Origin of the sequence: Pelomonas sp. BJYL3 (genome assembly GCF_027257975.1) — a bacterium.
GTDB classification, from domain to species: Bacteria; Pseudomonadota; Gammaproteobacteria; order Burkholderiales; family Burkholderiaceae_C; genus Roseateles_B; species Roseateles_B flavus.
The window spans coordinates 360,255-374,328 of sequence record NZ_JANZKX010000004.1; the positions used below are offsets into that span (position 1 = coordinate 360,255).

Annotated in this window: 14 protein-coding genes; 7 read left to right on the forward strand and 7 right to left on the reverse strand. The window is 72.2% G+C overall.

The window, feature by feature from the left end; translation table 11 throughout:
* Nucleotides 1-7 precede the first annotated feature (7 nt).
* The 3 genes from O9Y01_RS15275 (at nt 8) to O9Y01_RS15285 (ending at nt 2,948) form a co-directional block, all read left to right on the forward strand.
* A complete protein-coding gene (locus tag O9Y01_RS15275; RefSeq protein ID WP_269632468.1) occupies nt 8-1,015 on the forward strand; it encodes an ABC transporter permease in 1,008 nt (335 codons plus the stop codon).
* 4 nt (nt 1,016-1,019) lie between these two features.
* The gene (locus O9Y01_RS15280; protein ID WP_269632469.1) at nt 1,020-1,931 is read left to right on the forward strand and encodes an ABC transporter permease; all 912 of its coding nucleotides are present in this window, start codon (nt 1,020-1,022) and stop codon (nt 1,929-1,931) included.
* A gap of 87 nt (nt 1,932-2,018) precedes the next feature.
* Complete coding sequence (locus O9Y01_RS15285) at nt 2,019-2,948, forward strand: agmatinase (protein WP_269632470.1); 930 nt, start codon at nt 2,019-2,021, stop codon at nt 2,946-2,948.
* On the opposite strand, the gene O9Y01_RS15290 is transcribed toward O9Y01_RS15285, so the two are convergent.
* The gene (locus tag O9Y01_RS15290) at nt 2,933-3,739 is read right to left on the reverse strand and encodes an MBL fold metallo-hydrolase (RefSeq protein ID WP_269632471.1); all 807 of its coding nucleotides are present in this window, start codon (nt 3,737-3,739) and stop codon (nt 2,933-2,935) included. The genes O9Y01_RS15285 and O9Y01_RS15290 overlap by 16 nt on opposite strands.
* A gap of 110 nt (nt 3,740-3,849) precedes the next feature.
* Here O9Y01_RS15290 and O9Y01_RS15295 point away from each other — a divergent pair, with 110 nt between their 5' ends.
* The 4 genes from O9Y01_RS15295 (at nt 3,850) to O9Y01_RS15310 (ending at nt 8,196) form a co-directional block, all read left to right on the forward strand.
* Nucleotides 3,850-4,845 carry a helix-turn-helix domain-containing protein gene (locus tag O9Y01_RS15295; protein WP_269632472.1) on the forward strand — a complete coding sequence of 332 codons (996 nt, stop codon included), beginning with the start codon at nt 3,850-3,852 and terminating at the stop codon, nt 4,843-4,845.
* A 77-nt stretch (nt 4,846-4,922) separates the two neighbouring features.
* Nucleotides 4,923-6,524: an ABC transporter substrate-binding protein gene (locus tag O9Y01_RS15300; RefSeq protein ID WP_269632473.1), complete on the forward strand. Its 1,602-nt coding sequence runs from the start codon at nt 4,923-4,925 to the stop codon at nt 6,522-6,524.
* A complete protein-coding gene (locus tag O9Y01_RS15305; RefSeq protein WP_269632474.1) occupies nt 6,521-7,144 on the forward strand; it encodes a M15 family metallopeptidase in 624 nt (207 codons plus the stop codon). Before O9Y01_RS15300 ends, O9Y01_RS15305 begins: the two co-directional genes overlap by 4 nt.
* Nucleotides 7,145-7,155: 11 nt before the next feature.
* Complete coding sequence (locus O9Y01_RS15310; RefSeq protein ID WP_269632475.1) at nt 7,156-8,196, forward strand: S66 peptidase family protein; 1,041 nt, start codon at nt 7,156-7,158, stop codon at nt 8,194-8,196.
* A 10-nt stretch (nt 8,197-8,206) separates the two neighbouring features.
* Here the strand turns inward: O9Y01_RS15310 and O9Y01_RS15315 are convergent, their stop codons facing one another.
* The 6 genes from O9Y01_RS15315 to O9Y01_RS15340 all read right to left on the reverse strand — a co-directional run bounded on the left by O9Y01_RS15315 (nt 8,207) and on the right by O9Y01_RS15340 (nt 14,071).
* Nucleotides 8,207-9,019, reverse strand: coding sequence for a substrate-binding periplasmic protein (locus O9Y01_RS15315; protein WP_269632476.1), 813 nt, complete (start codon nt 9,017-9,019; stop codon nt 8,207-8,209).
* Between the two features lie 81 nt (nt 9,020-9,100).
* Nucleotides 9,101-9,883, reverse strand: coding sequence for a substrate-binding periplasmic protein (locus O9Y01_RS15320; RefSeq protein ID WP_269632477.1), 783 nt, complete (start codon nt 9,881-9,883; stop codon nt 9,101-9,103).
* Between the two features lie 36 nt (nt 9,884-9,919).
* Nucleotides 9,920-11,383, reverse strand: a complete 1,464-nt coding sequence (gene dacB / locus O9Y01_RS15325) for a D-alanyl-D-alanine carboxypeptidase/D-alanyl-D-alanine endopeptidase (protein WP_269632478.1) — start codon at nt 11,381-11,383, stop codon at nt 9,920-9,922.
* Nucleotides 11,384-11,512: 129 nt separating this feature from the next.
* Nucleotides 11,513-11,743, reverse strand: a complete 231-nt coding sequence (locus tag O9Y01_RS15330) for a hypothetical protein (RefSeq protein ID WP_269632479.1) — start codon at nt 11,741-11,743, stop codon at nt 11,513-11,515.
* A gap of 136 nt (nt 11,744-11,879) precedes the next feature.
* Nucleotides 11,880-12,881 carry an alpha/beta hydrolase gene (locus O9Y01_RS15335; RefSeq protein ID WP_269632480.1) on the reverse strand — a complete coding sequence of 334 codons (1,002 nt, stop codon included), beginning with the start codon at nt 12,879-12,881 and terminating at the stop codon, nt 11,880-11,882.
* Nucleotides 12,878-14,071, reverse strand: coding sequence for an amino acid aminotransferase (locus O9Y01_RS15340; RefSeq protein WP_269632481.1), 1,194 nt, complete (start codon nt 14,069-14,071; stop codon nt 12,878-12,880). Before O9Y01_RS15340 ends, O9Y01_RS15335 begins: the two co-directional genes overlap by 4 nt.
* Between the last annotated feature and the right edge of the window lie 3 nt (nt 14,072-14,074).

A 14,074-nucleotide genomic window follows, 5' to 3' on the forward strand; every position in this document is an offset into this window, starting at 1 on the left:
CCCGCCCATGCTCAACGCCCTGCTGCGCCGCCTGCTGACCCTGCTGCCCACCTTGCTGGGGGTGAGCCTGGTCGCCTTCGGCCTGATCCGCCTGGTGCCCGGCGATCCGGTCGAGGTGATGATGGGGGAGCGCGCCCTGGACGCCGCCACGCACGCCCGGCTGATGCACGAACTGGGGCTGGACGCGCCCTGGCCCGTGCAGTACGGCCGCTACCTGCAGCAGCTCCTGCAGGGCGACCTCGGCCGCAGCCTGGTCAGCCATGAGCCGGTGGCGCAGGAGTTCCTCGCCCTCTTCCCTGCCACGGTGGAGCTGGCCGTGGCCGCCCTGCTGCTGGCCCTGCTGCTCGGTCTGGGCCTCGGCCTGGCGGCCAGCCTGAAGCGCGGCTCCTGGCTGGACCAGGGCGTGATGGGCCTGGCCACGCTGGGCTATTCCATGCCGGTGTTCTGGTGGGGCCTGATCCTCATCATGACCTTCTCGGTGGGCCTGGCCTGGACGCCGGTGACGGGGCGCATCGCCATCGAGTACGAGGTCACGCGGGTGACCGGCTTCATGCTCGTCGACGCCGCCCTGCACCCCGAGCCCGGCGCCTGGCGCTCGGCCCTGCTGCACCTGCTGCTGCCGGCCCTGGTGCTGGGCACGTCCAGCACCGCGGTGATCGCCCGCATGACGCGCTCCAGCATGCTGGAGGTGCTGCAGGAGGACTACATCCGCACCGCCCGCGCCAAGGGCCTCTCCACCGCCCGCGTGGTGCTGGGCCATGCCCTGCGCAACGCCCTGGTGCCCGTGCTGACCGTGGTGGGCCTGCAGACCGGCAGCCTGCTGGCCGGCGCGGTGCTCACCGAGACCATCTTCTCCTGGCCCGGCGTGGGCAAGTGGCTGATCGACGCCATCGCCCGGCGCGACTATCCCGTGGTGCAGGCGGGCATCCTGATCTCCGCGCTGACCTTCATGGGGGTGAACCTGGCGGTGGACCTGCTCTATGGCGTCGTCAACCCGCGGATGCGTGCGCGCTGAAGCCATGAACCAGCCCTCCCGGACTCCAGACCTGACCCCACGCCCGCCGCGGGGCCGCAGCCCGGCACGCGCGGCCTGGGACCGCTTTGCCACGCAGCGCGGCGCCCTGGCGGCCCTGGGGGTGTTCGGCCTGGTGGCGCTGGCGGCCCTGCTGGCGCCCTGGCTGTCTCCGCACGATCCGCTGCAGCAGTACCGCGACCACCTGCTGCAGCCGCCGCTGTGGATGGAGGGCGGCATCGCCCGCTTCCCGCTGGGCACCGACGAGCTGGGCCGCGACCTGCTCTCGCGCCTGCTGCACGGCGCGCGCGTCTCCCTGGGCCTGGGCCTGGCCTCGGTGGTGCTGGCGCTCGTGCCGGGCATCGTGCTGGGCCTGCTGGCCGCCTTCCACGAGCGCTGGCTCTCGCCCCTGGTGATGCGCAGCATGGACGTGCTGCTGGCGCTGCCGGGGCTGCTGCTGGCCATCTGCGTGATCACCATCCTCGGCCCGGGGCTGATGAACACGGTGATCGCCATCGCCATCGGCGCCCTGCCCGGCAGCACCCGGCTGGCACGCGCCGCGGCCCTGGCCGAGAAGTCCCGCGATTACGTGCAGGCGGCCCGGGCCGCCGGGGCCTCGTCCTGGCACCTGATGTTCCGCACCGTGCTGCCCAACTGCGCCGCGCCGCTGATCGTGCAGGCCACGCTGGCCTTCTCCTCGGCCATCCTGGAGGCGGCGGGTCTGGGCTTTCTGGGCCTGGGCGTGCAGGCGCCCACGCCGGAGTGGGGCGGCATGCTGGCCACGGCGCGAGACGCGCTCCAGCGCGCGCCCTGGGTCCTGAGCCTGCCGGGCCTGGCCATCCTGCTGACGGTGCTGAGCGTCAACCTCGTCGGCGACGGCCTGCGGGATGCACTGGACCCCAGGCTGCGCCGCGGCTGAGCCCGGCTTCCCGCCTCGCGCATGCACGAGGTGACGCAGGCGCCGACTTCGGTCAAGATGGCCCCGCATCCCCTCCATGACCTCGCCATGACGCAGTTCGCCTTCCTCAGCCACACGAGTTTCATGAAGCAGCCCGCCGCCGCGCCGGGCAGCAAGCCCTTCGGCCTGGCCGGCATCGCCTGGGACGGCTGCGTGACCAACCGGCCCGGCGCCCGCTTCGGCCCGCGCGCCATCCGCGAGGCCAGCCACATGCTGTGCGACGGCATCCACCCCTTCTTCGACACCACGCCCGACGGCCATCTCCAGGACCACGGCGACCTCCCCCTGCCCAACACCAGCCTGGAGGGCATGCGCGCCGCGATGATGCCCCTGATCCAGCCGCTGATCGCGCAGCAGCACATGGTCTGGCTGGGCGGGGACCACAGCATCACCCTGCCCCTGCTGCGCGCCTACCGGGCCCACGTCGGCCGGCCCCTGGCCTGCCTGCACTTCGACGCCCACTGCGACACCTGGGAAGACCACTTCGGCGAGCCCAGCGGCCATGGCACCTGGGTCTACGAGGCCCTGCAGGAGGGCCTGGTGATGCCCGAGGGCATGGTGCAGCTGGGCATCCGCTCGGCCGGCCAGCGCGAGGCCCGCGACTACGTCCGCGACCAGGGCGGCCTGATCCACGACGCCCGCAGCCTGCGCGGCCTGGAGAGCCCGGCCCAGCTGGCCGGCGTGCTGGGCGGCATCCGCGAGCGAATGGCGGCGCTGGGCCATCCGCCGATCTACCTCAGCCTGGACATCGACTGCCTGGACCCCGCCTTCGCGCCCGGCACCGGCACGCCCGAGCCCGGCGGCATGAGCAGCAACCAGGTGCTGAGCATCCTGGAGGAGCTGGCCGACCTGCCCTGGGTGGGCATGGACTGCGTGGAGGTGGCCCCGCCCTACGACCACGCCGAGCTGACCAGCTACGCCGCCGCGCAGTTCGTCTGGACCTACCTCTGCGGCCGGCTGGCTCAGGCCGCGCGCTGAAGGCCCGCCGGGGCTGGGTAGCGGCGCGACTCGCCGTCCATCGGCACCCACAGGCGATCGCCCAGGCAGGCGGCCTCGCGCCGCACGTCCTCGCGGCTCACGGGGCAGTGGTCCAGGGCTTCGAGGTGGTTGACCACCAGCTGGCCCGCGAACAGCCGCCCGGCCTCGGCCACCTCGGCCGCGTCCATCAGGATTTCACCGCCCAGGTCGAAGCGGGCGCCGCCGGCAGGCAGCACGGCGATGTCCGGCCTCAGCACCGACAGGCAGTGGCGCACGGGCTCGTGCAGCACGGTGTCGCCCGCCACATAGACGCTGGGCTCGCCCGGCATCTCGATCAGGTAGCCCGCGCCATGGGCCATCAGCCGCCCCACCCAGCCACGGCCATGCAGGCAGGGGATGGGCGTGACGAAGCCGCCCAGGAAGGGCTGGCGCTGCAGGCCTGCCAGGGGCTGCGCCTGCAGGCCGCGGGCGCTGAGCCAGGCGGCATCGTCCGGCATGCAGAGCACGGGCAGGCCGCGCTCGCGCAGGAAGCGTCGGCCGGCGCGATCCAGGTGGTCGAAGTGACCCTTCTGGCAATGCGTGATCAGGGCATGGGTGCTGCGCTCCAGCGCCGGCCCCGCGGCGGCCGGCAGCGGCACCAGCGGATTGCGCCGCCGCGTGCCCCCCAGGTAGCGCAGGCTGGGCAGGGCCCCGGCCTCGGCCAGCATGGGGTCCACCAGCAGGGCGACGTCGTGGCCGCCGGCGCGGAACTCCAGCAGCACGGTGGCATTGCGGATCTGGGTGATGTGCATGGGCGGTCTCGCGCAGGGCGTGGTGAGTGGTCGTTGGCCGGATTGTTCAAAGCCCGGCCGACCCCCACAATGGCGCAATTCGCCAATTTCATGCCGTTTCAGGCCAAGCCATGCCAAGACCGCCGCTGAACCTGGGCCTGCTGCTCTTCGAGGGCTGCATGCCCGCCGGCCTCTTCGCCGCAGCGGACCTGGCCCGGGCGGCCCATCTGCGCGCCGGCCGCGAGGTCTTGCGCCTGCGCTGGGTCAGCCTGGATGGCCGCCCGGTGAAGACCTGGCAAGGCCCGGTGCTCGCCGCCGAGGCGGCCCTGGCCGAAGCCGGCTGCGAGGCCTGGCTGTTGCCCGGCCTCTGGACGGACTCGCCCCAGGCGCTGGCGCAGCAGCTGGCCACGCTCGCCCCCCTGGTGCAGGCCCTGGGCCAGCTGCCCAGGCGGCATGCGCTGTGGAGCTACTGCGCTGGCGTCGCCCTGCTGGCGGCGGCCGGGCGGCTGGACGGCCGGGACGCCACGGCCACCTGGTGGCTCAGGCCCGCCCTGGGCGCCCGCTTCCCCAAGGTGCACTGGCGCTTCGACGAGCTGCTGGTGTCCAGCGGCCCCGTGCGCACCGCCGCAGGGCCGCACGGCTACCTGCCCCTGATGCTGCAGGCGCTGGCGGAGCGTCTGGAGGCGTCGGCCCTGCGTGACATCGAGGCCGTGCTGATGCTGCCGCGCCCGCAGCAGTGGCCGGCGGCCTTCCGTCCCGTGGAGCTGATGGGCCAGTCCGACGAGGCCCTGCGCCGCCTGATCGTCTTCGCGCAGCGGCAGCCGGCGCAGGCGCTGTCGCTGGCGGCGGCGGCGCAGGCGCTCGGGCTGTCGGTGCGCAGCCTCAGCCGCTGGCTGCCGGCGCAGACCGGCCTGGCCGCCGGCCAGTGGCTGCGCCTGCTCAAGCTGCGCCAGGCGGCGGAGCTGCTGTGCGAGTCCGCCCTGCCCGTGAAGACCGTGGCCGAGCAGCTGGGCTATGGCAGCGAGGCCGGCCTGCACCGCAGCTTCCAGGCCCTGCTGGCCTGCACGCCGGGCGAGTTCCGCCGGCGCCACGCCCGCCTGCCCTCGCCCACGGGCGCACGGCCATGAGCGCCCCCTGCCTGGACAGGGCGCGCGCTGCGCTCACAATGGCAGCCCAGTCCCACCTGCCTTGCGCGCCTGTGCCGATGTCCCGCCCCGGTCTCCCCCCGCTGTTCGCTCCCCTGCTGATGCTGGCGACCGCCGCTGCGTCGGCCCAGGCCACGCTGCCGGTGGGCAAGCCCATCGTCTACTGCAGCGAGGCCAGCCCCGAGGGCTTCGATCCCGGCCTGTGGGACAGCACCAGCACCAACAACGCCGTGCGCCAGATGTTCCAGGGCCTGCTGGGCTTCGAGCGCGGCGGCACGGCCCTGGTGCCGCGGCTGGCGGAGCGCTGGACGGTGTCGCAGGACGCCCGCGTCTTCACCTTCACGCTGCGCCGCGGCGTGCGCTTCCACTCGCGGGCCTGGTTCACGCCCTCGCGCGAGTTCAACGCGGATGACGTGCTCTTCACCTTCGGCCGCTTCCTGGACCCCGCCCACCCCTTCAACAAGGCCCTGCCCGGCAACTTCATCTACCCGAACAACCTGGGCCTGGCGAAGCTGGTGCAGCAGCTTGAGAAGCTGGACGATCACACCGTGCGCTTCACGCTGCGCGAGCCCAATGTCGTCTTCCTCAGCTGGTTCGCCATGCCCTTCGCGGGCATCCATTCGGCGGAATATGCGGCCCAGCTGCTGCAGCGCGGCGAACCGCACAAGCTGAACAACGCGCCCATCGGCACCGGCCCCTTCGCCTTTCGCAGCTATGCCAAGGACGACGTGCTGCGCCTGGAGGCCAGCCCCGGCTACTGGGCCGGGCCGGTGCGCACGCCCAAGCTGATCTTCGCCATCGCCCGCGAGCCCAATGTGCGCATCCAGAAGCTGCTGGCCGGCGAATGCCAGGTGAGCGCACCAGCCCGCGACATCGACGTGCCGGTGCTCACCAAGCGCGCGGACATCCAGCTGCTGCAGGTCCAGGCCCTCAACATCAGCTACCTGAGCTTCAACCTGGCCCGCGCGCCCACCAACATCCGGGCGGTACGCGAGGCGCTGGACATCGCCATCGACCGCCCGGCCCTCTTCAAGGTGCTGTTCCCGCGCGGCGACGCCACGCCGGCCACCAGCGCCTTCCCGCCGGCCATCCCGGGATTCGACACGACGCTGCGCAACGAGTACGACCCCGAACGCGCCCGCCGCCTGCTGGCCGAGGCCGGCTTCCCGCAGGGTTTCGCCCTCGACCTGTGGGCCCTGCCCATCGCGCGGCCCACCAATCCCAACGGCCTGCTGCTGGCGCAGATGATCCAGCAGGACTGGGCCCGCATCGGCGTGCGCGCCAGCATCAAGACCTACGAGTGGGGCGAGTACCTCAAGCGCGCCAACAAGGGCGAGCATGACGTGTACATGAGCGGCTGGAGCGGCGAGAGCGGCGATGCCGACGAGTTCCTCACCCCCAATCTCAGCTGCGCGGCCAACCGCAGCGGCGTGAAGTTCTGCAACGCGGAGTTCGAGCGCCTGATCGACACCGCGCGCGCCACGCCGGATGCCGCGCGGCGCAGCGCGCTCTACGTCCAGGCCCAGCAGATCTTCAAGCGCGAGCGGCCCTGGATCCCCTTCGCCCATTCCACGCTGTACCTGCCGGTGCGCGCGGACGTGAAAGGCTTTGTGATCAACCCCAATGGTGGGGTCGAGTTCGAGAAGGTCTGGCGCGAATGAAGACCCTGCCCGTTCCCATGATTGCCTGCGAGGACATCGCGACCCATCCCGACTTCCAGCCCCTGCGCGGCATGGCGGAGGTCGACCTGGACCTGCGCTACGCCACGCCCGACAACTTCGTCAGCCGTGACGTCTACGGCCCGCTGGACTGCGCCTACCTGCGAAAGGACGCAGCCGAGGGCCTGCGGCGCGCGGCGCAATGGCTGCAGCGGCAGCGGCCGCAATGGCAGATCCGCGTCTTCGATGCCCTGCGCCCGCAGCGGGTGCAGGAGGCGCTCTACGCCGAGCTGGCCGGCACGCCGCTGGCGATGTACCTGGCCCACCCCGAGGCCGGCTCCCTGCATTCCTTTGGCGTGGCGGTGGACGCCGGCCTGCTGGACGAACACGGGCAGGAGCTGGACATGGGCTCGGGCTTCGACGAGATGTGCCTGCTGTCCCACCCCGACCACGAAGCCGAGCACCTGGCCCTGGGCCTGCTGACGGCGCAGCAGCTGGTGCACCGCGGCTGGCTGCGCGCAGCGATGCGTGCGGGCGGCTTCCACACCATCGCCACGGAATGGTGGCATTTCGAGTTCGGCGACCGCGAGCAGGCGCGCGCCACCCTGCCCCGCGTGCTGTGAAGGAGCCCCGCATGGACCGACGTCATTTCCTGCAGGCCCCGGCCGTGCTCGGCCCGCTGACCGCCACCGGTGCCGCAGGGGCGGCGAGCGCAAGACCTGACCCCGTGCGCCCGCGCCGCCTGCGCCCGGGCGACACGCTGGGCCTGATCAGCCCCGCCAACGCCAGCTTCGAACGCGAGCCCGTGGCCCTGGCCATCGAGGCCCTGCAGGCCCTGGGCCTGAAGGTGACGCTGGGCGCGCATGCGCTGTCCCGCCGCGGCCAGTTCGGTGGCAGCGACGCCGAACGCGCCGAGGACATCCACCGCTTCTTCGCCGATGACGGCATCGCCGGCCTTCTGGCCCTCACCGGCGGCTCGGGCTGCGCGCGCATCGTGGACCGGCTGGACTACGGCCTGATCCGTCAGCATCCCAAGTTCTTCGGCGGCTTCTCGGATGTCACCTGCCTGATCAACGCCATCCACCGCCAGACCGGGCTCCTCACCTTCCATGCACCCTTTGCCGGCTCCACCTGGACGGCCTTCACCACCCAGCACTTCCGTGCCCTGGTGATGGCGGGCGAGGCGCCGCTGCTGCGCAATCCCGAGGGCGAGCAGGGGGGCGATCTGGTGCAGGCCCACGACCGCGCCTGGACCGTGCGCGGCGGGCGCGCCCGCGGCCGGCTGGTGGGCGGCAACCTGGCCGTGCTCAGCGCCATGGCCGGTTCGGCCTACTTTCCGGACTTCGACGGCGCGGTGCTCTTCCTGGAAGACATCAACGAGTACATCTACCGCGTGGACCGCATGCTGGCCACCCTGCGCCTGGCTGGGGCCTTCCGCCGCCTGGCCGGCGTGGTGCTGGGCCAGTTCACGAAGTGCGAGCCGGGCGACGGCAACTTCGGCACGCTGACGCTGGACGAGGTTTTCGAGGACTACTTCGGCGGGCTGGGCGTGCCGGTCTATCGCGGCGCGATGATCGGCCACATTCCGCGCAAGTTCACCCTGCCCATCGGCGCCGAGGCCGAGATCGACGCGGACGCCCGCACCCTGCGCATCCTGGCGCCCGCGGTGGCCTGAGCGGGGGCCTTCAGTTGCAGGGCGCCGCCGGCAGCGCATACGGCTGCAACAGCTCGGCCATGCGCCCGCTGCGGCACAGCTGCTGCAGGCCGCGCTGGAAGCGCTGCTGATCGGCCACGCTCAGGCGCTGTCGGCTCAGGCCGAAGTGGTAGCCGAACTGCTTGACCGTGCCCACGGCCTGCAGGGGCGGCATGTCGTTCTGGGCGGTGAGCCACAGGGCCACGGCCTCGTTCATCAGCACCAGGCCCTGGGGGCCGTAGCGGCCTGCGTGCAGCATGCGCAGCACGGTGAGGTTGTCACGCTCGATCAGGGTCTGGATCTGCAGGCCCTGGGCCAGCTCCTCCAGCATCATCGAGGTGCCCGAAGGGCCGTAGGCCGCCACCGTGCGGCCCTCCAGCGAGGCCGGCCCCTTGTATTGCAGGCTCTCGCCCTGGCGGCCGAAGACGGTGTAGCGCGCCTGCAGCACGGCCGGCGAGAGCGCGAAGTACTTGCGCCGCTCCGGGGCGTCGACCACGGTGAACAGGCCGTCGGCCGCGCCCTGCTCTGCCAGGGCCAGCGCCCGCCGCCAGGGCATCACCCGGACCTCGCAGCGCCAGCCGAGCTGCTCGCAGGCCTTGTCCAGCACATCCACCATGGGGCCGGCAGGCTTGCCGGCACGCTCGTAGGTGTAGGGCGGGAAGGGTTCAGTCAGGAAGAGACGCCGGGGCGCCGGCGCCGCCTGGGCCGCCAGCACGGCCAGGCCCGCCACGGCGGTGCCGAGCAGGCGGACCAGGGCACGGAAGCCGGGAAGGCGGGCGGAGGCGGGCCGCGGCATCAGGAGCATGGGGTGATGTCTCCGGGGATGAGGCTGCCAGCATAGGGCCTGAGGGGCGCGCATCCGGCGCGGCAGGCCCCGCGCCGGCGCTCAGCGCGGCATGCGCACCACACAGGCCGAGGCCGGCAGCGCGTAGGGGCGGACCAGCGCGGCCGTGCGCCCGCTGCGGCAGTTGGCCTGCAGGGCTTCGTCGAAGCGCTGGAAGTCGGCCTCCGACAGCCGGGCCTTGACGAGGCCGAAGCCGTAGCTGATCTCCCGGACCACGCCGGCCATCTGCAGGCCCTGCAGCTGCTCCTGCTTGAGCAGCCACAGCGCCACGCTCTCGTTGATGAAGGCCAGGCCTTGCTCGCCATAGCGGCCATGGACCAGCTTGCGCAGCACCGTGGCGTTGTCGGGTTCCACATGCACGGAGACGGTTGGGCCGTCCTGCAGCAGCTCGTTGAGGGCGATGGACGAGCCCGAGGGGCCGTAGACGCCCAGCTCATGCCCCTCCAGGCTGGCCGGTCCATCGTAGCGGTAGCTCTGGCCGCTGCGGCTGAACAGGGCGTAGCGGGCATTCAGCACGGGGCTGCTGAAGTGGAACAGGCGCTCGCGCTCGGGCGTCTGCAGCAGGGGGAAGAGGCCATCGAGGCGGCCGGCCTCGGCCTCGGCCAGCGCGCGGCGCCAGGGCAGCAGCGTCAGCTCGCAGCGCCAGGCCAGTCGCTCGCAGGTGGCCCGCAGCACCTCCACCATGGGGCCCACGGCCCGCCCCTGGCGCTCGATCACATAGGGTGGAAAGGGTTCCGTCCCGAAGTGCAGCACGGGCGGTGGCTCGGCGGCGATCGGCGTCGCGACCAGCAGGCTCAGACTCAGCGTCAGGACCAGAGGCTTCATGCAGGCAGCATAGCGCCAGTACGGCGGCCCGCGAGATCAGGACTGACCCGCCAGCCAGTCCACGATGCGGTCCAGGGCCGGGCGTCCCACCCAGAGGGCCGACTCGTCATTGAGCATCAGCACCAGCACCCAGGAGCGGCCGCGACGGTCCTGCACCAGTCCGGCCAGGGAGACGACATTGCGCAAGGTGCCCGTCTTGAGCCGAGCCCGGCCCTGGGCCGGCGAGCCCTGGAAGCGGCGTGACAGCGTGCCGTCGACACCCGCCAGGGGCAGGCCGGCCAGCCAGTCCGGCGCATGGCGGCCCTGGGCGGCCTGCCGGATCACGGCGGCCAGGGTCTCGGCGCTCATGCGCTCGCTGCGCGAGAGGCCGGCGCCGTTGTCCGGCACCAGGTCGGGCGCAGCGATCCCCTGCTCGCTCAGCCAGCGCTGCACGGCCTGGGCGGCCCGCTCGCGAGTGGGCAGGGCGGCGTCAGCGCCCGCCTGCTGGCCCAGTCGAAGGTAGACGAGGCGCAGCTGGACGTTGTCGGAGCGCTTGAGCGCGCCGCGCAGCACCTCCGCCAGCGGCCGGCCCCAGCGGGTCTGCAGCACGCGGGCCTCGGCGGGCGCGCGCCCGCTGCGCAGCTCGCCGCTCATCGTCCCGCCCAGGGACAGCCACAGCTGGCGCACTGTCTCGCCCAGCAGCCACTGGCGGTCCAGCAGCTGCAGGGCCTGGCTCACCCGGCACTCGACGGGGAAGCGGCCGCTGAGCAGCAGGCGCGGCGGCGTGCCGCCCTGGCCGGGCTCGAAACGCGGCTGCAGGGGCAGCACGTCCCAGTGCCGGCAGGGGGCCTCGGCCAGGGTCAGGCCGCTGGTGTCGACCTGCAGCTGCGGCCAGGCCGGCAGGCGCGCCTGCACCGGCCCCTGGGCACCGCTGGCGAGCTCCAGCAGCTGCACGCCGCCCTCCAGCAGCAGGGCGTCGGGCACGACGTTGTAGGGGAAGTTGGGCGTGTCGTCGAAGTCCGGCGTCTGCAGGTCCTCGCGCTCGGGCTGGAAGGCGCTGCGGTCCAGCACCAGGCCGCCGCGCAGCTCGCGCACGCCGGACTGCCGCAGCTCGCGCAGCAGCTGCCACAGGGCGGCGCTGTCCAGCTCGCCGTCGCCGCCGCCGCGCAGGTACAGCGGGGTCTCGAGGATGCCGTCCTGCGGCGTGCCCGTGCTCAGCAGCTCGGTCCGGGTCCGCGCGCCTGGCCCCAGCTGGTCCAGGGCGACGGCCGCCGTCAGCAGCTTGGCCACCGAGCCCGGCACCATGGGCCGGTCCGCCTGCCAGGCGTAGCCGGCCCGGGGGCGGTCCAGCGGGAAGGCACGCAGGGCCAGGGATTCAGGCGGCAAGCCGGCCCGCTGAAGAGCGGCGGCCACCGGCGCCGGCAGCCGGTTCGTGGCACCCTGCGCCGGCAGCCGGTCCGTGGCGCCCCGCACCGGCAAGGCGAGGCCCACGCAGGCCAGACCCAGAAGGGCGGCCTGCACCAGGGACCGAAAGGGGAGTGGGCGAGTGGCGGGGGCGCTGCAATGCATGGACCGCAATGTAGCGCCCGGCCGGCGTCCGGCCTGCATCCTGAGGACCCAGGAGCGGACGGAGCGGCGCAGGCAGGGCGCTCAGCGCAGGTAGTCGGAGACGCCGTGGCGGAACTTGTCCTCGAACTGGGACTGGCATTGCTCCCATTCCTCCAGCGTCGAGTCCTGGACTTCCAGGCCGTCGATCTTGCTGCTCCCGACGATGTTCAGCGGCCGTGCGATGGCGTTCATCGCGCTGCGTCCCAGCGCGGCCATGCGGGCCATGCCGGTCTCGGGATGTGCGGCCCCGCGGGGCTTGATCAGCTGTGCCATGGTCCACCTCTACGGCTTCAGTGATGGATGCAGTGTGCGCCGCTGCCTGAGCGAAAGCCATCGCATCTGCGGCGCAGAAGCCCCCTGTTTCAGGGGACCGTCACCTGTTGAGGTGGCAAGGGGCGAGGGCCCGCGTTCAGGGCCGGGGTTCGACCTGGGTGGCCACGAACTCGCGGATCTGCTCGACCATGGGCTGCACCGCGCGCGGGGCATCGATGTCGCCTGCCAGCACGTGCTGGCCGGGCGATTCGCTGTAGTCGACCTCGATCAGCTGCTTGCGCGGGCTGCCGATGCGCTCGAAGGCCGCGCGGGCTTCGGCGACGTCGATCACGGTATCGCGCGGGGACATCAGCATCAGCGTGGGCGCCTGGATCTTGCCCAGCTCGCTGCTGCGCACGCGCTCGACCAGGGCCATCATGGGGAACAGCGCCTCGGTGGGGTAGCGGTGGGTCCAGAAGCGCGCCTTGCGCTCATTGGCGGGCTGCTCCTCGTACTCGGCGCCCTGCACCAGGCGGGCGATGCTGCGGCCCCAGGGCCAGTTGATGATGCCGGCCTTGGGATCGCGGGGACCGAAGTTGGGCGAGATGAGCACCCAGCCGGCCACGTCCTTGGCTTCCTCGCGCTGGGCCAGCCAGGCGGCCAGGGTGGCGCCGGTGGAGGCCCCCACCACCAGCACGCGTTCGCCGATGCGCTGGCCCACCTGCAGGGCCTCCAGCGCGTCGGCCTTCCACTGGCCCAGGCTGGCCTGGGCCATGGCATCGCCAGGCAGGCCGTGGCCGGCCAGGCGGGTGTAGAAGGTGTTGCCGCCCAGGGCCTGGGCCAGGCGCTCGGGCACAGGCGCCATCTCCTGGCGGGTGGCGGAGAAGCCGTGCAGGTAGACCACGGCCCAGGGCGCGCGTTTGCGGCCCTGGTCGCCCCAGACGATGTGCTTCTCGGTCTGCGGCGTCAGGCCGGCGACGCGCGCCTCGCCCATGGCCAGCTGGGCCTCCAGCGCGTCCAGCTGCTCGGGCAGTTGGACGGGCGTCATGGGGGCGGGCTCCCAGGCGATCTCGCCGTTGCGGGGGCCGATGGAAAAGACCAGGCCGCAGGCCAGCAGCGCCAGCGCGCCGCCCCAGGCGATGCGGCCTGCCCGGCTCACGCCAGCACCGCGGCCATGGCGTTGGCCACGGCTTCCACGTTCTTGGTGTTGAGGCCGGCAACGCACATGCGGCCCGAGCGGACCAGGTAGACGCCGAACTCGTCCTTCAGGCGGTCCACCTGGGCGGGCGTGAGGCCCGTGTAGCTGAACATGCCGCGCTGGTGCAGGAAGTAGTCGAAGTTGCGGCCCGGCAGCTTGGCCGACAGCACCTGGTGCAGGGCGTTGCGCATGGCCAGGATGCGCTCGCGCATCTCCTCGACTTCGCCTTCCCACAGAGCGCGCAGGGCCGGGTCGCCCAGCACCTTGGCGACGAGCTGGCCGCCGTGCATCGGCGGGTTGGAGTAGTTGCGGCGGATGGTGGCCTTGAGCTGGCCGAGCACGTGCGTGGCCTGCTGGGCGTCTGGGCAGACGACGGAGAGGCCGCCACAGCGCTCGCCGTAGAGGCTCATGTTCTTGGAGAAGCTGTTGGCCACGAAGAAGCACAGGCCGGCATCGGCCATGGCGCGGATGGCGAAGGCGTCCTGCTCCAGGCCTTCACCATAGCCCTGGTAGGCGATGTCCAGGAAGGGCAGCAGCTCGCGCTGCTTCAGCAGGGGGATCAGGGTGTCCCACTGGGTGGGGGTCAGGTCCACGCCGGTGGGGTTGTGGCAGCAGGCGTGCAGCAGCACCACGCTCTTGGCGGGCATGGCCTGCACGGCCTCCAGCAGCTCCTTGAAGCGCACGCCGCCGGTGACCGGGTCGTAGTAGGGATAGGTCTTGACCGCGATGCCCGAGCCTTCGAAGACGGCGCGGTGGTTGTCCCAGGTGGGGTCGGAGACGTAGATCGCGCTCTCGGGGAAGTAGCGCTTGATGAAGTCGGCGCCGACCTTCAGGCCGCCGCTGGAACCCACGCTCTGGACGGTGGCCACGCGGCCCGCCTTCAGCACCTCGGCGTCGCGGCCAAACAGCAGCGCCTGCACCTCGGTGCGGAAGGCGGCCAGGCCTTCCATGGGCAGGTAGGGTCGCGCGCCGGCGGACTCGACGACGGCCAGCTCGGCCTTGCGGACCGAATCCATCATGGGAATGCGGCCGTCGTTGTCGAAGTAGATGCCAATGGACAGGTTGATCTTGCCGGCCCGCGGATCCTTCTGGAAGGCTTCGTTCAGGCTGAGGATGGGGTCGCCAGCGTAGGCGTCAACGTGTTGGAACATGGC